Origin of the sequence: Fibrella rubiginis (genome assembly GCF_017353185.1) — a bacterium.
Taxonomy (GTDB): Bacteria; Bacteroidota; Bacteroidia; order Cytophagales; family Spirosomataceae; genus Fibrella; species Fibrella rubiginis.
Genome location: NZ_JAFMYV010000004.1, coordinates 237,004 through 256,885 on the forward strand (window position 1 = coordinate 237,004; position 19,882 = coordinate 256,885).

General features: G+C 57.2%; 12 protein-coding genes and 1 pseudogene. 2 read left to right on the top strand and 11 right to left on the bottom strand.

Going from position 1 to position 19,882, the window contains the following annotated elements; all coding sequences use genetic code 11:
* Nucleotides 1-48: 48 nt before the first annotated feature.
* The 9 genes and pseudogenes from J2I47_RS10355 to J2I47_RS10390 all read right to left on the bottom strand — a co-directional run bounded on the left by J2I47_RS10355 (nucleotide 49) and on the right by J2I47_RS10390 (nucleotide 14,627).
* On the bottom strand, nucleotides 49-1,134 hold the full coding sequence (locus J2I47_RS10355; protein WP_207364502.1) for a dipeptidase: 1,086 nt from the start codon (nucleotides 1,132-1,134) through the stop codon (nucleotides 49-51).
* A 29-nt stretch (nucleotides 1,135-1,163) separates the two neighbouring features.
* Entirely contained in the window at nucleotides 1,164-2,264 is a 1,101-nt protein-coding gene (locus J2I47_RS10360; protein WP_207364503.1) for a D-TA family PLP-dependent enzyme, read from the bottom strand.
* A 76-nt stretch (nucleotides 2,265-2,340) separates the two neighbouring features.
* Nucleotides 2,341-3,120, bottom strand: coding sequence for an SDR family NAD(P)-dependent oxidoreductase (locus J2I47_RS10365; RefSeq protein ID WP_374759904.1), 780 nt, complete (start codon nucleotides 3,118-3,120; stop codon nucleotides 2,341-2,343).
* Between the two features lie 213 nt (nucleotides 3,121-3,333).
* Nucleotides 3,334-4,323 carry a 3-hydroxyacyl-CoA dehydrogenase family protein gene (locus tag J2I47_RS10370; RefSeq protein ID WP_207364504.1) on the bottom strand — a complete coding sequence of 330 codons (990 nt, stop codon included), beginning with the start codon at nucleotides 4,321-4,323 and terminating at the stop codon, nucleotides 3,334-3,336.
* Nucleotides 4,324-4,716: 393 nt separating this feature from the next.
* Complete coding sequence (locus J2I47_RS10375) at nucleotides 4,717-6,156, bottom strand: Gfo/Idh/MocA family protein (RefSeq protein WP_207364505.1); 1,440 nt, start codon at nucleotides 6,154-6,156, stop codon at nucleotides 4,717-4,719.
* 131 nt (nucleotides 6,157-6,287) lie between these two features.
* Nucleotides 6,288-9,650: a VCBS repeat-containing protein gene (locus J2I47_RS10380; protein ID WP_207364506.1), complete on the bottom strand. Its 3,363-nt coding sequence runs from the start codon at nucleotides 9,648-9,650 to the stop codon at nucleotides 6,288-6,290.
* Between the two features lie 298 nt (nucleotides 9,651-9,948).
* Nucleotides 9,949-11,082, bottom strand: a pseudogene (locus J2I47_RS10385) (SusD/RagB family nutrient-binding outer membrane lipoprotein); the annotation flags it as partial.
* Nucleotides 11,083-11,094: 12 nt separating this feature from the next.
* Nucleotides 11,095-11,508: a hypothetical protein gene (locus J2I47_RS26865; protein WP_310587653.1), complete on the bottom strand. Its 414-nt coding sequence runs from the start codon at nucleotides 11,506-11,508 to the stop codon at nucleotides 11,095-11,097.
* 26 nt (nucleotides 11,509-11,534) lie between these two features.
* Complete coding sequence (locus tag J2I47_RS10390; RefSeq protein ID WP_207364507.1) at nucleotides 11,535-14,627, bottom strand: SusC/RagA family TonB-linked outer membrane protein; 3,093 nt, start codon at nucleotides 14,625-14,627, stop codon at nucleotides 11,535-11,537.
* Between the two features lie 252 nt (nucleotides 14,628-14,879).
* Between J2I47_RS10390 and J2I47_RS10395 the strand changes: the two genes are divergently transcribed.
* On the top strand, nucleotides 14,880-15,905 hold the full coding sequence (locus J2I47_RS10395; RefSeq protein ID WP_207364508.1) for a LacI family DNA-binding transcriptional regulator: 1,026 nt from the start codon (nucleotides 14,880-14,882) through the stop codon (nucleotides 15,903-15,905).
* Nucleotides 15,906-15,957: 52 nt separating this feature from the next.
* On the opposite strand, the gene J2I47_RS10400 is transcribed toward J2I47_RS10395, so the two are convergent.
* Together J2I47_RS10400 and J2I47_RS10405 are read right to left on the bottom strand one after the other, a co-directional pair.
* Nucleotides 15,958-17,073: a GHMP family kinase ATP-binding protein gene (locus J2I47_RS10400; protein WP_207364509.1), complete on the bottom strand. Its 1,116-nt coding sequence runs from the start codon at nucleotides 17,071-17,073 to the stop codon at nucleotides 15,958-15,960.
* A 110-nt stretch (nucleotides 17,074-17,183) separates the two neighbouring features.
* Nucleotides 17,184-18,560 carry a Gfo/Idh/MocA family protein gene (locus J2I47_RS10405; protein WP_207364510.1) on the bottom strand — a complete coding sequence of 459 codons (1,377 nt, stop codon included), beginning with the start codon at nucleotides 18,558-18,560 and terminating at the stop codon, nucleotides 17,184-17,186.
* Between the two features lie 305 nt (nucleotides 18,561-18,865).
* Here J2I47_RS10405 and J2I47_RS10410 point away from each other — a divergent pair, with 305 nt between their 5' ends.
* Nucleotides 18,866-19,831: a polysaccharide deacetylase family protein gene (locus J2I47_RS10410; protein WP_207364511.1), complete on the top strand. Its 966-nt coding sequence runs from the start codon at nucleotides 18,866-18,868 to the stop codon at nucleotides 19,829-19,831.
* The last annotated feature ends 51 nt before the right edge of the window (nucleotides 19,832-19,882 follow it).

A 19,882-nucleotide genomic window follows, 5' to 3' on the forward strand; every position in this document is an offset into this window, starting at 1 on the left:
GGGAACGGATGCCGTCGGTGCAGCTTCATGCTCGCCGATGGTGTCTATTCATGCCCCCCACGCTGACCGCAAAAAGCGCAGGGCATTCTGGTGGAAAATGTTGGTAATAGCTTCCTTTGAATAACCCCGTTTAGTGAGCAGTCCGGCTATGTTCTGCACATCGGCGATGGTGTCGAGATCAGCGGGAGATTGTTCAAGGCCGTAGGTGCCGTCGAGGTCGGAGCCGATGGCGCAGTGGCGCGACGAACCCGTAAGCTGGCAAATATGGTCGTAGTGATCAACCAGCGTATCGAGGGTAACGCCGAGGGTTTGAGCTTCAAACAAGGCGCGTTGGGTCAGGCCGGGTTTCATCATCCAAACATCGAGACAGCCGCCAATAATGGCCCCACGTTCGGCGAGGCGCAGAATCTGGTGGTCGGTTAGTTGGCGTTGGTGGGGCACCAGTGCCCGGCAGTTATGGTGACTGGCCCAGATCGCACCTTTATACAGATCGAGCGCTTCGTCGAACCCTTCGTCGGTGAGGTGCGTGACGTCCAGAATCATGTTAAGCCGGTCCATTTCGCGGAGTAAATCACGCCCCAACGGCGTTAGTGGGCCAGAAAGTCCGGTACCGGGGGCGTAGCGGCCGGTGCTGTAGTGCGCCGGACCAATGGCGCGCAACCCATAGGCATACGCCCTTTCTACATACGACATATCGATCAGCGAATCGGCCCCTTCCAGGCTGAGGATATAGCCGACGGGCTTTTCGTTATTGTCGATAGCTTCATTCTGCCATAACGCAACATGCTCATTCAGAGACACTAACGAGTCAATCCGACGCATTTGACCGTCGGCTTCCATCGTTTCATACCAGGCCCGTTGTGCCTGCGTCATAGCCCACGCCTGTTGCGGCGAATTCCAGCCCGCGCCGGGCAAACTGCTGTCGGTCTGATTAAACCGCGCAATCTGCGTGGCTACCACAAGGCCAATGTTACCCCGCCGCAGATCGGGCAGCGACACCACACCCCGCCCCCGGTCGGGCTTGTCGGTCATGCCGTTTTCCGATTGCCGAATGGCCGTTACGGGTTGCCGGTAATCGCGGTTCCATTCAATGGCGTTGAGCGCCATGTCGAGGTGTAGGTCGATGGTAAACATGTATTCTTGAGTGGTGAGTGATGAGTAATTCACCTGTTACGTGCCGTGACGGGCCATGCGTTTGATACGTGTCCGTTTTCAACCGTAAGCGCTTTTTCATAAAGGGCCACCGTAGGACAGATGTGGATGGGTATGGCGTACCAAACCTCGCCGGGATCATGGCGACGGGTATCGGGAACGCGGACAATCAGGTGTTCTTCATTTTGACTAATTACTTCGGCAGCAGACTGTTGCGGAAAAATCACGCGCGGCAACGGTGATTCCGACGCCACCGCTTTATAACCCAGATCAAGCGTGAGCGTATGGTCATCAACAACCGATACGACCCGCGTCAGCAGGGCGGCGGCAATCTGCAAGGGTAGTTCGGGTATTGTCTGGGCATAGCCCGCATCCCAGAAAACAAAGGTACCGGGGCTGGTTTGAAGTCGTTCGGTATCGCGTTTGGCGTGAGTGGCAAACGTGGGCGAACCGCCAATAACCAGGTTTAGTGCCACCCCAGATTCATGCTCAATTTCCTGCCGAACCCCCTCGGCCAATGCGTAGGCGGCGGCAGCCTCCTGCGTCCGCTCAAGTATGTCCGTAGCATGAATATGACCGTCGTAGGCATGCAAACCGACACAATTAACAGACGTTAGGCCAGTTAGTTGACCAAACAGAGCTACTGCTTTTTCGGGTAATATGCCCGTGCGGTTCATGCCCACGTTGAGGTCGATATACACGTCAAGCGACTTCCCGACAAACACGGCTTCTACATGCCGAACCGCCTCGATGCTGTCTACCAGACATGAAAAACGGGTAGCGGGATACTGATCAGTTAGCGCCCGCAACCGGGTTGCTTTAGGTCCAACCACGGGGTAGGCCAGCAGCACGTCGGGCGCACCGGCCTGCGCCAGCATCTCCGCCTCGGCAATGGTGGCGCACTTGAACTGATGGATACCTGCCGCCAGCAACAGTTCTGTCACGGTACGCATCTTGTGCGTTTTCACGTGCGGCCTCAGTTTGTCGGCACCACCCACCAGTTCAATGGCTACCTGAATATTGGCCTTTACGCGCTCCGGATACACCAGCAGCGCCGGCGAGTCGATTTCAGTAGGGTTGGTGATGGTGAACCAGTTATCAGTGTTGAGCATGGGATAGGGTATGTCTAACGGAGCGTTGCTCCGTTTTTTACGCTGTACAAACGGAGCGTTGCTCCGTTAGACATGGCTAATACGTTGCCCGGCCGCCGCTGAGGTCGTAGCAGAAACCGGTGGTGAAACTGTTTTGACTAGACACGATAAACGCCACTAAATCAGCGACTTCCGTGAGCGTACCACATCGACGCATCGGAATTTTGTCGGTCATGTAGCGCACCTGTGCCTCGGGGAGGGCTTCTACGAGCGGGGTCATGATCACGGCGGGGGCGATGGCGTTGACGGTAATGCCCGTTTCGGCGTATTCCTTGCCCTGCGCTTTGGTCATGCCAATAACGGCCGCTTTTGAGGCCGAATACCCCAACATGCCGGGGTTACCCTCTTTGCCCGCAATACTGGCAACGTGCAAAATGCGGCCATAATCCTGGGCCAGCATTGTGGGCAGCACGGCTTTGGTGAGGTAGAGTGCACCCCAGAAATTCAGGTCAAATACAGCCCGCACATTGTCCAGCGGCATCAGGTGCGTGGGCGTCTGCGTCAGGCCCGTAATGCCCGCCGCATTGACTAGTATGTCTATTCTTCCGAACCGGGCAATAACGTCCGCAACAGCCTGTTGCACAGCTGCTTCCTGGGTCAAATCTACGGGAAACGCCACAGCCCGTTCGCCTAGTTGCGTAGCCTCAGTAGTGACAGCGTCGGCGTTTAGGTCGAGCAGGGCCACGCCAGCCCCGTCAGCCGCGAGTTTGTGGGCAATGGCCCGGCCAATACCCGATGCCGCCCCGGTCACAATGGCGATTTGGTTCTGCATAAAGTTGTGAATTGGTGAGGGTGAGGAGTGACTTGTAATTGGCATAGCTTCGCGCTCTGGTGTGGCTTCGCGCTCTGATGTGGCTTCGCGCTTGGTGGCTTCGCGCTCTAGGCCCTTCGACAAGCTCAGGGTGACAGGCTAATAAGCAATCATCTTGACCTGAGACAAGGTCGTTGTCACCCTGAGCTTGTCGAAGGGCAACCCGCGCGAAGCCACCGAGCGCGAAGCCACCAAGCGCGAAGCTATGCCAACGACAAGTCACCCCTCACCATTCAGCATTTTTTTTACTACGTCGGCGGGGTAGCGGAGGGCCAGTTCACGAATCTCGTAACTAAACCGTTCAAACGTGCGCTGCCAGGCTTCTGCTTCTTCGGGGGTGTAGCTATAAAAACCGTCGGCGTTGGCCACACCACGTCCGCCCCGGTCTACGATATCCTGAATCAATCTGGGTACGTCGGTGCGGGTGCTGAGGGTGGGCCAAAGGTCTTTCAACACGTTCAAATAGGCCGGTACACCAGTGAGGTCCATCCATCGAAACACGCCCACGAGGGTCATCCAGTAGCCCGCGTTGTTGCGACAGGCCCGGTCCACGTCTTCGATAGTGGCGTACCCATCTTCCACCAGTGCAAACGCCTCGCGGTACATGGCGTACATAAGGCGGTTGGTGATGAACCCGCGAATGTCTTTTCGCACCAGCGTAGGCTCCTTACCCCAGCGGTGAGCTAGTTGGTAGAAAAATTCGGCGTAGCGAATGTCGGTTTGTTCGCCACAGATGACCTCCAGAAACCGCGTCGTGTGCGATGGCTCGGCCCAGTGCAACCCAATAAACCGCTGTGGTCGGCGGGTCAGGCCCTGCAACTGCGTGATGGGAATGGCCGACGTATTGGAGGCAATCACCGTTTCATCATGCACCTGCGCTTCCATCAACCCATACACCCGCCGCTTAATATCGACGTCTTCAAGGGTGCATTCTATAACCAGCCGACAGGAACTCAGGGCCGAATAATCGTCGGTGAGGGTTAATCGCTGAAGAAAAAAATCGGGTTCCTGCGCCACAATACCATGCTCACGCAACTCGCTTAGGTGGTGCCGGATACGCGGTTCGGCGGTGGGAAGATCCGTTGGTATGGGTGCCACAGCCACCACCGGATGCCCCGCCATGAGCAGGCAAGTGGTTATGCTACAGCCCATTAACCCCAGCCCCACCACGGCCACAGGCATTGTTTCGGGAGAAAAGTTTTCAGTCATGCAGGGGAAGGAGGCGTTCCAGCATGAAAGGGAATTTAAGAGCGGATTTAATGAGACTGTTGTCGCTTGGCTCCAGCCGAGTGACCCATATCTGAGGGCCTCTGGCCCGTAATGCGACGTTGAGTCATGTTGGCCAAACTATTTCAAAACCAACCTACGGGCCGGAGGCCCTCCGGCGTTGTCGCTTGGCTTCAGCCGAGTGACGCCTATCAAAGGGCCTCCGGCCCGTACTTGGATATTGGAACAGTTAAGCCAACATGACTCAACATCGCACTACGGGCCGGAGGCCCTTTGATAGGCGTCACTCGGCTGGAGCCAAGCGACAACGGCGCGACAACGCCGGACTGTCACTATTCACTCTTTCACCCCTCGCTCTTCATACTTCGCCCCTCACTATTCATTCTTCGGTAGCGGCCCTCTAAACTGATCCAGTTTGTTCGTAGCTACGGAGGCCGTGCGACCACGGGTGGCTTTCACCGCCGAGGGTACTTTGACGGGGCGACCCGTTTTTGCGGATTTGTAGATTGCCTCCATAATGCGTTGATCCTGAAGACCTTCTTCACCGGGGGTAAAAGGCACACGGTCGGTGAGTACGCATTCCGACATATGGTCAATTTCGGCGGCGAACTGGTTGACGTCCGGTAGGCTGACGTTTTCCCGGCGTTCGGCTTTTTTCTCGGCGAAGGCTACATCCATTTTCAGGCCACTATACGAAAACGCGGGGTCAAGGCCAATCCAGCCGCGTTCGGCCATGACCCGGTAGCGGCGCGTTTCGTGGACGCCATAGTGCGTGAGGCAGTTGGTGATGATGCCGCTGGGAAACCGCATCTGCCAGCTTACCATTTCCTCTACCTCCTTAAATCGCGGGTCGCCGGGCGTACTCGACTGGTAGGCAAATACTTCGGTTGGTTCTTCGCCGGTCAGGTAGCGAATGGTATTGAGGCAATAAAGGCCAATGTCGGGCAGGGCACCACCCCCGGCCAACTTCTTTTTGAAACGCCAGTGCGCCGGGTTGTCGGAGTTCTGGACGTTAACGGTCTCAATGGTTTTGGTTTTGCCAAACTGGTTGCTGCGGACCATATCGCGTACCAGCCGATTGTAGGGTTCGTACTGAATGCGGTAGGCCACCATCAGCTTGCGGTTGGCTTTCCGGCAGGCATCGATCATGGCCTGGCATTCGGCGGCGGAGTTGGCCATGGGCTTTTCGCAGAGAATATGTTTGCCCGCCTTTGCCCCGCGAATGGTGTATTCGGCGTGCATGGAATTGGGCAGCACAATGTAGATCACCTGCACCTCCGGGTTGTCTTTCAGGCGGTCGTAGGTGGCGTAGCTGTAGCAGCTTTTCTCCGAAATGCCATATTGTCGGGCCACCTTGAGCATCTTCTCTGGATTTCCACTCACCAGCGCTACCACCTTCGATTTCTTGCACTGGGCAAAGGCGGGCATCAGTTCCTCCAAGGCCAGATGTCCCAGGCCCACAATGGCGTAGCCCACGCGCTTGTCGGGCGGCATGGGCGTGGGTGTGGGGCCGCTCTGGCGTTCGGTGGCGGCTTTCCACTGCTCCAGCTTCACCGGCTGCTCAGGGTTCGTGGTGTTCTGCGGCTTCATCGCAGGCGATGCGGCCACCGTTTCCGACGACGGCTGACCGGCAGTGGGAGCCTCCGAAACGGGTGCCGGGCCACCCTTTTTACCAGTCGATTTACCCGTTGAACAAGCCGCCGCAATGGTGCTCATGGTGCCCACCGCTGCCGCCCGCAGAAATGACTTCCGCGATACTCCGGCCCGTTCGTTCGTATGTAGTAATTGATCTACCCATTCGTCTATCGAGTTCATAGCGTGTTCGTTTGCGCAATGGAAACGGGTGGCGAAGGAGGAATGTTTAGTGGGTGCTACCCCACCCCCAACCCCTCCCCTGAAAGACAGGGGAGGGGAGCAGCTTCGGCATAATAGGTTTGCCGTATGGTCTAATGTATCACCCCTCCCCTGTCTTTCAGGGGAGGGGCCGGGGGTGGGGTCAACCGCACCAGTCCCTTTCCATTGACACCCACAACCACACTACCCTCACCGATGTTGGCCAGTCCCCGAACGTCGCCGCGAATACCCGCGTTGGCCCGAAACCGGAAGTGACCACGTTGATTTTCCAGCAGTGGTATGTAGCTGGCGTCGGACCGACCGACGCGAACACGAGCTTGGGTAATGTTGCCGCCGAGCAGCAGATCAAGGTCGCCGTCGTGGTCAAAGTCAACCGGCTCCAGCGCGAAAACGGGGGCGAACTGGGCTTCTACGGGTAGTGGATGCGCCACGAATTTGTCGTTTTTATTTTCGTAATACGTTGACTGTAAACTCTTTGCATTGAGCACAGTACCCTTGGCCAGTTCATCGGGGGCGAATAGATCGGTGAGGGTGACGTTGGCATAGCGATTGTAGTCGGGGAAGCGGGCTTTGAGGAAATTGACCTGCCCCAGCGCTTCGTCGCGGCTGGCGTAGGGATAAGCTTTGCCCTGCACGAAATAAGTCATGAACGGATCAATGCGTCCGTCGCCATCGAAGTCGCCGTGGGTGAGTTGCACCGGCCGGGCAGGTGAGGCTTTGAACTGGCTGTTCAGCCCGTAGTTGCCCGCCACCATGTCCATGTCGCCGTCGTTGTCGAAATCGGCTACGGAGAGGCAATTCCACCAGCCTTCCTGATTGGCCGGGAGCCATTGTTTGGTAGCATCGGCGAAGCGACCACCTTCGTTCAGCAGTACGGTCGGAGCCATCCACTCGCCTACCAGAATCAGGTCGGGTTTTCCGTCTTTGTTCAGGTCAGCAGCGCGGGCATCGCAAATAAGACTCGGCGGCAATGGCAGCACCGACGCCGGGGCTTTGCTGAAGCTACCTTTGCCCGAATTGAGCAGCACGAAACTCGGTTCCGAACGGGGGTATTGTCCCGACACAAACCGCGTTCCGACAAACAGATCAAGGTCTTTATCACCATCTACATCCAGCGGCACTACGCACGAACCGGCCTGATGCTCAACGGGTAACCCGCCAGATGACTTGCTAAAATCACCCTTCCCATCATTCAGATAAAGTCGGTCCTGCAACAACGGATCACCCGCCGCGAAGGGGTAGCCGCCACTGACCACATACAGGTCCAGATCTCCGTCGCTGTCGGCATCAAAGAACGCAGCGGCCTCATCCTGACTCTGTTTATCTGCCTCAAAAGCAGGTACGGCTGCCCTCATCAATGCACCATCGGCCTGCTGCAAAAACAAGGCACCAGCCTGGTTTTTGGGACCACAGGCGTATACGTCCAGACGCCCATCGCCGTTCACGTCGCCGGTGGCGAGCTTGGGGCCACTGTACGAAAACTGGTACGGCAAGAGCGATTGCTGTTTGAAATCGTTGGTATCTACCGGCGTTTGCACCCACCCCGGCACGGGCGTTGTCACAAACGGAGCCGGGGCCTCAGCCGGGTACACAAACCCTGCCACTGCCTGCTCATAACGAGGTTGTAGCGGTGTCTTAACCGGCACGTTGACAAGCAGTTGCGTATGATTGTCGGGATATACAATCCGCACGGAATCAGCAACTTGGTGGCCACCCATGCCGAAGCGCAGGGGCCCGTAGCTGCACGACTGAAACCCCCGCACCGGCGAGAATTCTTCATACTGCACCCGCCCGCCCGCATACACCCACACCTTCGTGCCAATCAGTTGCGGGGTTGGGTTATTGTGCGCCAGATCAATGGCCAGAAACGTGCCCCTCCCCTCTTCCACCGCCCTGTTTCGGTATACCACAACCGGTCCATTCATGACGTTGGCCAGCAAATCCAGATCACCGTCATTATCCAGATCGGCGTAAGCGGCACCATTGGCTTTTACGGCGCGGGCGAGGCCCCAATCCTGGGTTATATCCCTGAATGTCAGCGAACTGTCGCCGTTGTTTCGAAACAGGTATCCCCCCACGTCGATGCCGGGCATCTTGTCCAGGATCTGATCGACGGTGGCTGCCTGTGCTCCCTGCTGCGCTTTCACGCGCTCATCGACGGTGTATTTCAGGAACTGCATGTTGGTATAATCTTTCTCGTAGCCGTTGGTCACGAACAGATCTTTCCACCCGTCGCCGTCATAATCAGCCAGCAATGCCGACCAGCTCCAGTCCGTGTTCGACACACCCGCGAGTTGACCTATTTCAGAGAAAGTAGCCCCCTGACCGGTATTTAATTGTACCATATTCCGCATGGTCTGGGGGTGAAAACCGGCGCGGAGAAGCTGGTTGTATTTGTCGAAGTTATCGTCGCCGGAAGAGAGCTTGATGCGCTCGTTGGTGGCGGGCAGCATGTCGAGGGTAATGATGTCGGGGCGGGCATCGTTGTTGATATCCGCCACGTCCGACCCCATTGAATACAGCGACGTATGGCCCGTGGCCGTTTTGATCACGTTGCGAAAATGCGCCTCGCCGGGGGTCGCGTCGGGGATGTTCAGCAGCAGGTAATCTTCCTCGTTGAAGTCATTCGAAATGTACAGATCCGGCCACCCATCGCCGTTCACATCCGACACGGCAACACCCAGCCCGAAGCTCAACACATTGTTAATCAGACCAGACGTGGCCGATACGTCTACAAACCGGGGCGCGGTGGGAGTCCCGTCGTTGCGGTAGAGTTTCGAGCCGAAGTGCGCACTTTTTTCCGTTTTCAACGTACCCAGCAGTTTACTAAAACCAGCGTATTGCGGCAGTGAGTGGTTCAGCACAAACAGGTCCAGATCACCGTCGCGGTCATAGTCGAAAAAGGCCCCCTGCGTGGAGTACGAATCATCAGCAATGCCATATTCAGCGGCGCGTTCGGTGAACGTAGGCACACCCGTAGCATCAGCGTGATTGTTGATAAATAAGAGGTTACGCCTTAGCGTCGAGTCGCTTTGCGCCGACCGGCAGACGTAGATATCCAGCCAGCCGTCGGCGTTGACGTCGGCCAGGGTGACGCCCGTTTTCCAGCCTGTCGGTGCTGCCACGCCTGCTTTGTCGGTCACGTTGTCGAAGTGGATTTTCGCTTCGGCACCTTCCTCTTTCTGGAAAACCGTCCGGTTCAGATACAGCTTGTTCGGTACGCTGTTGCCCGTAAAATACACGTCGGCCAGACCATCGTTATTCAGATCGCCCACCGCCACGCCACCGCCGTTGAAATAGTAGGGGTATTTCAGCACGTTGTTATCTCCATCCTGCACCACCGTGTTGGCAAAGGCAATACCCGTCTGTTCGGGGGTTAACTCCTCAAACAGTGGCTTGTCAGTTTGGGAGCAGGCTTGCAGGATGAGTAGGAAAAGGAGGGGGATGGGGCGCATTTTAGGGGTGGGTTGTTTTCGGGCGAGGAGCTACCCCACCGCAGCGGCGGACCGTCCCCGACCCCTCCCCTGAAAAGCAGGGGAGGGGAGTCTTACCGGAATAGAATACTGAATTAGGCTTGCCTTAATTTATGTTGTCTCCTAACTCGTCTCCCCTCCCCTTGTTTGAGGGGAGGGGTGGGGGGTGGGGTGGCTCCTCGCCCGAAAGCATCTTAGCTACCACCCAACTCATTCCCACAAGCTACAAAAAAAACAGAGCCACCAGGGGCAGCTCTGTTTACGTAATAGACCTACGTAATTAATTTTTGTCCCACCACAGCGGCGTGGTCACTTTGTCGGGGCCACCCAGCAGGGCGGCGGCTTTCGTGACTTCGGCACCGTTGGTGTTACGCTCCACATCGAGGAACGGAATGCGGCGCAGCACCCCCCCGGCAGGAATATCCGGGTTGTCGGAGTTGGCTACGGGATAGAGCTTGGGCAGGCGCGTGCGGCGGTATTCAGCCCAGCCTTCGAAGCCGTCGGGGAAGAGGGCCAGCCATTTCTGCGTGGCGATCTGCTCGCGCTGAATGGCCGCCGTAGCCCCAAAAGCAACGGGCACATCACTCATCGGTGCTGACTTCAGATAATCATTTGGTGCTACGGGTTTGTTGGGGCTGGTCTGGTAGGCTTTGATGGCGGCGGCATCGGTGATCCCCCACTGCTTCATCGAATTTTCGATGCCTTTTTCGTAATAAGCCTGCGCCGTTCCACCGCCCATGTTCCAGCCATTCAGGGCACCCTCGGCGCGGAGGAAGTACGCCTCGGCGGTGGCCATTACGTTTTGTGGCGTCTCCAACCCCGCCGACGTCCAGCGCTGCCCTACGTGCGAATTATAATCTGCTGTGTTTACCGGGTCTGTCAACTGACTGGTCGCCAATCCGTTGCGCAGGCCCTCATATGTATTCGTTTTCACGGCGGGCAGAAAATACACCGGCAACCGGGGATCGGCATAGCCTTTCAGCGTCGACTCCATCGATGCGCTCATGCGAAACTCGTTCCAGTCCGACATGATCGAGAGACCGTTGTAATCATTGCCTTTCGTACTGCGCTGCACCAGCGCGTCGTCGTCGGGGCTGTTAGCCAACACGCCGCCCGCCACGGCAGCCTCCGCCTCCGTTTTCGCCCGGGCCGGATCTACCTTCGACACCCGCAGGGCCAGCCGCAGCCGGAGCGTGTTGGCAAACCGAATCCATTTGTTCACGTCGCCGCCGTAGATCAGGTCAAACGCGCCAAAAGGCTTCTCAGCCGTTTTGGTTTTCAACACAGTCACGGCTTTGTCGAGGCGCTTGAAGAAGTCATCGTAAATGGTCGCCTGCGCGTCGTAAGGCACCGACTGAGCTGGTTCACCCGCCTTGAAATACGGGATTGGCCCAACGTGATCGGTCCAGCGGTGAAACGTCCATACCTACCAGACGTTGGTAATGGCGTTTTCGGCCGAGGCGGCGTCGGTGCTGTTCAGAATGGTCTTCATCTGCGGCACGGCCTGCGTATAGGTTTCCGTCCAGGGGTCGCCGATCCAGTCCATCCGGATCACAAACCGATCCGACGGGAAGTAAGTAGCCACGCAGGCAAAATACTGCGCATACTGGTCAGAAAACAGGTTTTGTCCCACCTGATAGTGGTAGTAGTTGAGCGTTGCTGCCGACTGCGACTTGGCAAACAGGTACGGAATTTCGCTCTTGCCAATCGTCGAAATCTTGGTTTTGTCGGTGTTAATCTCGTCGAAACTGCTGGTGCAGCCCGGTGCCAGAACGGCCAGCGGACCCGCCACGCAAAGGCCGACAAGGGCTTTATGGACAACGTTGTTGTTGATTTTCATCGGATAATCGAGTTGAGAGGGTCAGATCAGAACGAAAGTTTCAGGTTGAAGCCGAGACTGCGGTTGGCCGGCAATGTGCCGTATTCCACGCCCTGGAAATTACCGTTGCCGAGGTTGATGTCGGGGTCGAACGGCATGGTACGCTTGCCCACGCCCGGAATCTCCAGGATCGACTTGCCCCGGTAGAGCCAGAACAGGTTACGCGCCACAAACGCCAGCCGCGCCGACTTGATAAAGAAGCTGCTTGGTACCGGAATACCGTAGCCCAGTGATAGCTCGCGTACCCGGAAACTGGTGGCATCGTAGGTGAAAAATTCACCCCAGCCATACCGCTTGCCCGACACCGTTTGCCAGAACTGCTCGGCGGTGATGGCCTTCGTGTTGGTTTCACCAGTGGTTGTCACACCGGGCAGCACCCAACCCCCTTCGCGCTTTTGCGCCGTCACTTCGGGAATGCCGCTGAACGCCAGGTTCATCTCCGTCCCCGACGTCACGATACCCCCCACGCGCCCGTCGACGAGCACGCGGAGCGAGAACCCTTTGTAACTGAACACGTTGGTCAGGCCCAGCAGTAGTTTTGGGTTAAAGTTTCCAATGAATTCCTGGTCTTTCGTAGCCACCGGACGACCGTCGGCCGTGACAATATACTGGCCGTTGGCGTTGGTTTGCCAGCGGTAGGCCACCATATCACCATAAGAGCCACCTTCCTTCACAATGGGCGTAGCCGACCGGCTGTAGCCCCCACCCAGCAGGGCCTGCTTCACATCGGGCGACAGGCTGTTGATCACGTTGCGGTTGCGGCCCAGGTTGAAGATCACGTCCCAGGTGAAATCGTCGTTTTTCACCGCCGTGCCGTTGATCACCAGTTCAATACCTGAGTTCTGGATATCGCCCGCGTTGATGTACTGGTTCGAGAAACCCGATGCCGGGGCCAGACCCAGCGTAAGCAGTTGGTTCACCGAATTGGTCTGGTAGTAGGTCAGGTTGGCCCCGATGCGGTTGTTCAGGAACCGGGCATCTACGCCAAACTCCAGACTCTTGGTGATCTCCGGCTTCAGGTTGCCAATGGCCTGCGTTCCTGCCCGGCTGATGAAGCCCGTGCCGGCACCCTGACTGTAGGAGTAGTTGGTCTGCAGCAGATACGGACTGGCCCCGTTGCCCACTTGCGCCAGCGAGGCGTTGACTTTCAAAAACGACAGCGCCCCTTTCATGTCGAACAATTCCGACAACACCGCCGACACGCCCACCGAGGGATACTGGTACGTGTAGGGCTTGGGCAGGGTGCTCGACCAGTCGTTGCGGAGGCTGGCGTCCAGGAAAATAGCATCGCGAAAAGCCAGCGTAGCCTGCCCGTAGACCGACTGCGTCTGCGAACGCACGAAATCATCGCCCAGCCGCTGCGTTGAGCCGAAGTTCAGGTTAAACCGGTTGGGGATGTTCAGGCCGTTGGCTTCTGAGTAGGTGTTCTGATACTGCGAATCCTGCAAGATGGCTCCTACGCGGTAGTCGAGTTGCAGGTCTTTCGTCAGGCCATTTTTACCCTCGATCAGCACGTCGAACCACTTCTGGGTGGTGATGATGTTGTTGCGGGAATAGAAACCGCCCGGCTGCGAAGCCCACAGAATAGTGCCCTGCGAATAACTCTGGTCATTTTTGTCAAACGCCTTGTCGAGGTTGGCGCGGCCCTGCACACTCAGGAAGGGCGTAAGCTGGTATTTGGCCGACAGAAACCCGATTACGCGGTCGCGCTGCTCGGTGATGTTGGTGCGGTTCAGCATCCAGTATGGGTTCTGATAGATCGACGAAAGCGTCGATGGCCAGGCCGTTGGCTTGGGCAAGCCCAGGTTGTCGGTGGTTTCGTAGTTCTTGGCATCATCCAGCGACACGTTGCGCGGGATCTGATAGATGTCAATTACCGGGGCGTTTTCTTCCCCCGTGCGCGGCTTGTGGTCGATGTTCTGGTTGATGTACGTGATCTTGGCATCGGTCGAAAATTTCGAACTGATCTGGTTGCTCAGCCGCAGGTTTACCGTGTGGCGCATCAGGTCGTTGTACGGCACGGTGCCTTGCAGCGCGTTGTTGGTGTACGACAAATACGTCTGCGACTTCTCCGACCCGCCCGAAATGCCGATGGAGTTGTTGAGGCTCACCGCCGTGCGGAAAAAGTCGCGAATGTTGTTGGGCTGCGCCGAATAGGTAGCCTGGTTGCCGAGGTAGTTGGTAAACGATTGCCCGGTCATGGCCGCGCCCCAGCTTTCGCCTTTGGCGGGGTCAATTTTGCCACCCACGCCCTGCCCATACTGGTTCTGCACCGACGGCAGAATAAACGGCGTGTCCATCGAAACCCCCGAATTGATATCTACCGACACCTTCCCTGCCTTGCCGCGCTTAGTCGTGATCAGGATAACGCCATTAGCGGCCTGACTGCCGTAGAGTGCCGCTGCCGACGCCCCCCGCAGAATGGTTGTCGTCTCGATATCGTCGGGGTTGATGTTCGACGCTCCGTCTGACCCTGCTACCGCCCCAAAATCGCTGCTGGGAATGCTGTAGGTGCTGTTGTTGATCGGTACGCCGTCGACCACGATCAGGGCATTGTTGGTGCCCTGGATGGACCGGTTTCCGCGTAACACAATCCGTGAGCCCGACCCCACCCCACCCGAACCCTGGGTGATGTAGGCCCCGGCAATCTTACCCTGCAACGTGTTGAGCACGTTGCCGTCGCGCACTTCGTTCAGCTGGTTCGAGCGGATGGTCTGCGTGGCGTAGGTCAGGGCTTTGGCGTCGCGCTTGATGCCTAGGGCCGTTACCACCAGTTCGTTCAGCGCCCGGCTGTCGGGTTCGAGCGAGGCATTGATCTGATCTTGTGAGCCAACCGAAACTTCCTTTTTCAGATAACCCACAAAGCCCAGCACCAGCACGTCGCCCGCCTTGGCCCGCAACTGATACACGCCGTTGCCGTCGGTGGTTGTACCGCGGGTCGTGTTTTTCACCACCACGCTCACCCCGCTCATGGGTGCAGCCCGCTCGTCGATGATGGTGCCGGTGATGGTTCGGTCCTGCGCCATTGCCCAGGAGGCAGCCAGCAGGAGGAAGTTGAGAAGTAGTAAGAATTTTTTCATGAAGCAGGATTATGAAGTACAAAATCTACCGATTTACCACTGAGCAAATATCCTTTTTCCGTTCAGACTACGGGCGCGTGAACAAGGCCCCCACAACGTGTTTTGGCCCTTTATTTTGCCTTTAAGCCTGAACAACCGTTTGCACAGATATGCGCAAACGGTTGCGCAAAACCCGGATTGTTACGGCATTATTACCATCTTTATGAGGCAGACCATTTTCTCGCCTTTAGCGAGGCCTGATACCCATCGTGTATGAAAGAATTAGTGACAATTAAGGCTATTGCCCGCCAGTTGGGAGTATCGCCCTCCACGGTATCGCGGGCTTTACAGGACCATCCGCGCATCAGCCTGCACACCCGCGAGGCCGTCCATACCCTGGCCCGACAACTAAACTACTTCCCCAGCACCACAGCCCGGAACCTGAAGTCGGGCAAGACGGGCATCATTGCCGTGGTGTTACCCGAAATTCGGGAGAATTTTTTCAGCGAAATTATCAACGGCATCGAAGAACTGGCGTTCGACCGGGGCTATACCGTGGCGCTGTATCAGTCGCACGATAAGGTGGAGCGCGAGGAGCGTATTTTTACGGGGTTGGCCTCGCAGCGGGTCGACGGTATTTTAGTGTCGGTAGCCAAAGAGACGCAGCGGTTCGGGCATATCCAGTCCGTCATCGACCGGCAAATTCCGGTGGTGCTGCTCGACCGGATTCCGCCGGGCATTGCCGCGCACCGGGTAGGCTGCGACATGGAGCGCGGAGCCTACGAAGCTACCAAATGGCTGGCCGGGCGGGGCTACAAACGCATCGCCCTGCTCAACGGACCCATTGCGCTGGTGGCCAGCGAAGACCGCTACCGGGGCTACGTAAAGGCCCTGCTGGAGGAAAATCTGCCCGTGGAAAATGCCCTCATCAAGCGCGTTGACCTCACCACACCCGACATTACCGAAAAGATGAACCAGCTACTCCAGTCGGCCACCCGGCCCGACGCCGTACTGGCCTTCAACGATTATGTGGCCCTCGATGCCATGCGGGCCTGCCGCGCCCGGCACCTGCGTATCAATACCGACATTGGGTTTGTGTCCTTTGCCAACCTGCCCCTTACTGCCTACATGGACCCGCCACCGCTGGCTTCCGTCGAGCAGCACCCGTTTAAAATGGGCGTCACTGCCGTAGAGATTTTGCTGGCTACGTTGGCAGATGAGGGTGAAGAATCTGATTTTCAGACCATTATGATGGCCCCGGAACTGGTTGTGAGCGAAGCCGCCCTGCACATAGCCTAGCGGAACGTTGCTCTGCTATCTACGAAATCAGCAATAGCGGAGCGTTGCTCCGCTAGACTGTCGCTACCGCGCTCATCTCAGCCCGCGTACCTTCGTCGATGTGGATGACGGTGGCCTCGCCGCCTGCCGCCGTGATGGCATCGGCTACGCGTTGGGGATTGTCGGGGGCGTAGGCAAACATGCACCCTCCCCCACCAGACCCATTTATTTTGCCGCCCAGGGCACCGGCATCGAGCGCAGCCTGGAGCATTCGGTCAATTTTGGGCGTTGAAATCCGTTGCGCGTCGCGGAGGTTTTGCTGGTGCTGGTTCAATAATCTCCCAAAACCGACGTGATCTAACGTGCTATCTTTCAGCAGCATAATTGCCTGGCGCAGAATATCGCGGTTGCTGATATTGCCCAGCAGCAGGGTCATTTCGTCGGGGGTGAACAGGTGGGCGTACTGCGCCACGTCGGCAGCGGTAGTGGTGTGAAGCGAGAAGCTGCTGTCCAGGTTGCGAATCTGTTCGATGATGCGCAGCATACCGCCTTTCACCCGGCCCAGAATGCCGATAGTGTCTTTGGGTTCGCCCGAATTGCCCAGCACAAACGTACCCAACGCCGGACGGATGGTCTCGACCTTGATGGCGGGCTGACTTTCGAGGTAAATCAGGTTGCCCATGGCTGTGGCGTAGTGGTCCATCATGCCGCCGGGTTCGCCAAATTCCAGCACCTCGGCGCGGTAGGCCAGTTCGGCAAGTTGGGTGGCCGGCAACGTCCGGGGTTTAGCCTGCCCCGGCGGGGCGGGGTCGGCGAGTTGGGTGAGCAGGTTGATCCAGCTGATGAGCAGTGCCGATGAGCTGGAGGCCCCCGCATTGATGGGTATACTGCCCGTTACCTCGCCCCGAATGCCCCCCGAAAACCGGAACCCTTCACGCAGCAGCACGTTGATGGCCGACCGGAAATAGTCGCGCTTGTCCTGGTACCTGAGTGGTAACTTTTCCAGCGAAAACCGGGTTTGTCGCCCAATATCGGGCAAATCGAGCTGCACCAGCGGTTGCTCAGTACGCTCGGCGGTGATCTGAATACGGCACGAAATAGCCGCCGCAATCACGGGCAAACCCAGATAATCCTGATGTTCACCAAACAAACAAATGCGGCCCGGTGTGGAGATGGTGAGGGAAGACATGGAAAGATTTTTGATTTCGGATTGGTGATTGCGGATTTCGGATTGGGCTGACGCCAGCGTATTCTCGCGTCAGCCCAATCCGAAATCCGCAATCCCCAATCCGAAATCCCTTAAAAGTTGTTAGTCAAGCCAAAAACGGGAGCATTCGTTTTCCATTTCCCCCGCGTGAAATCGGGGATATCCATGGGTTTGCCGCCTTTGGCAATGCTCTGTTCAGACAGGGGGCTGATGCAACTCCAGGCGGCAGCATCGTAGACGTCGATGGGGGGGGCCACCTGATTTTTCACCGATTCGATAAACGCCCGCAGCACGAAATAGTCAATGCCCCCGTGGCCCGCCGATTCCGCCTCGGCGGCGTGTTCTTTCCAAATCGGGTGGTCGTATTTTTTCTGGTACGGCTCAAACGGCTCCCAGGTGTGGGGTTTGGCGCTCGTGCCTTCGATATAGATCTGCTTGCCGTCGTCCATCCAGATGCCTTTGGTACCCTGCGCCCGGAACCCCAGCGAATAGGGCCGCGGCGAGTTGGTGTCGTGGATGATGACAATGTTTTCGCCGTTGGCACATTCCACTACCGTCGTTACGATGTCGCCGAGTTTGAAGTTGACTTTGGCGTTGGGGTGGTCGGGGCCACCCTTTTCCACTACATAATTGTGCAGCCCCCGCGCTTTGGTGGCTGTTGAGGTGAGCCGCACAAACTGGTTGCCCCGGTTGATATTGAGCCAGTGCGCCACAGGTCCTAAACCGTGGGTTGGGTAGAGGTCACCATTGCGGTCAACGGAGTGCTGAGTGCGCCAACGGGCTTCGGAAAAGCCTTTTTCGCCAAATTCTACACCTCCGCCGTAGGGCTGTTTGCCATTGTTGAATTTCACATCGCGCAGGTCGTGCTGGTAGCCGCAGTGGGCGTAGGTCATTTCGCCAAACATATTCTGCCGCACCATGTTCAGCACCGCCATCACGTCGCGGCGATAGCACACGTTTTCGAGCAGCATACAGGGCTTGCGGCTTTGTTCGTAGGCGTTTACCAGGTCCCACGACTCTTTCAGCGTCACCGTGGCCGACACCTCCAGCCCGGCATATTTTCCGGCTTTCATGGTGGCTACGGCCATGGGCGTATGCCATTCCCAGGGCGTGGCAATCACCACCCCGTCGATGTCGTCGCGTTTGAGTAATTCCAGAAACGCCTGGTCGCCTTTGGTGTAGGCGGGTGGTGCTTTTCGGCCCGCTTTTTCAATCATGGCGTTAGCCTGCGCAATGGCGTTGGGGTCAGTGTCGCAGAGGGCCGTTACCTCCACGTCGGGGCGGTAGAGTGCCTGCTGGAGGTGGTTGCGCCCCCGAAGCCCTACGCCGATGAAGGCCAGCCTCACTTTGCTGAGTGGAGCCACGGAGGGCGCAAAAAAAGGCCGGGCAAAAGCTGAGGCCGCAAACGGAGCAACCGCGCCGGTGACAGCCACGGTTTGCAGAAATTTCCGACGGGAAGAAAGAGACATGGAGGGGGTAGAAGGAGCGTTTGTACCAGACAATGCGTGGACTGGATTTCCACTTTTTGTACAAATAGCGCTGGTTATCGTGATAAAACGAAATATAATTTAGCTAAACCTGATTCCGAAACAGGTTCCAGCCTGTGCGCAAACGTGTGTATACCTATTGACAAACGTTTGTTCATTTTAGGGCGAAGCCTGTTGTCGGCCCAACCACATCCACAGACCAGCCAGCCGATTGTGCCACGCAATCCGCTGCCTTGACAGCTGAAACAGATTTCTAAACAGCCAAGCGTCGGGTGGGTTGATACCCCATGCTACACTATCTGCTGATCCCGCTTTTTATACTGCTCACGTTAACGAATGCCGCTGCTCAACTGACTGATTATAAAGTGTATTTCGGCGTAACGGCCCGTTCGCCAGAGCAACTAGTGTTGCGGCAATGGCGGCAGAACGGACAGACCCGCTTTCTGTTACTCGACCCCAGAACGCTGGAAACGTCGGTAGCCGACCTACCCCCGGAGGGAGTACGACCCCGCCCCTGGTCGGTGTTAGAAATGCAATTGGCCAACACCGCCTACGGACGGGCTATGCATGCCGAAAAACAACGCGACAGCCAGTTGCAGGATGCAGGCATTAGCCGCGCCGACACCACTGAACAGGGCTTCAGCCTCACCATCGACTTATGTCCATCGAGCAAACCCCTGACGCGGTCCGTATTTGAGGCCATCATTCAGGCCTTCGAGCCGTCGGAGAAGCCCATTCCCGTCACCATACCCATTACCGGCGTCTGGATGGCCCGCCACCAGCCGGACCTCGCCTACCTGAAAAACCTCGCCAGCCGGGGCGATCTGGCTATTACGTGGGTGAATCATTCTTACCACCACCGGTTTGATCCACGCCGCCCGTTACCCGTCAACTTTTTGCTCGAACCCAACACCAGTCTGGCCGACGAGGTGCTGTTGAACGAGCAGGCCATGATTCAAAACGGCCTGCTGCCGTCTGTTTTCTTCCGTTTTCCGGGTCTGGTTTCCGACAAAGCCGTGTTCGACGCCGTACTCGATTTTGGCCTGCTACCCATTGGCAGCGATGCCTGGCTGGCCAAAAAGCAGCAGCCCAAACAAGGCAGTTTCGTGCTCATCCACGCCAACGGCAACGAACCGCTGGGTATTGCCGATTTTGTCAGGCTTATTCGGCAAAAGGCCGCGTCGATCAAGAACAAAACATGGCTGTTGTATGAGCTACCCCGGAGCGTGGCCAATGGGCGGGGGGTGCAGTAAATCAATTTTAGCCCCCTTTTTCAATCGAATGCGTTACTACCTGCATCCAAC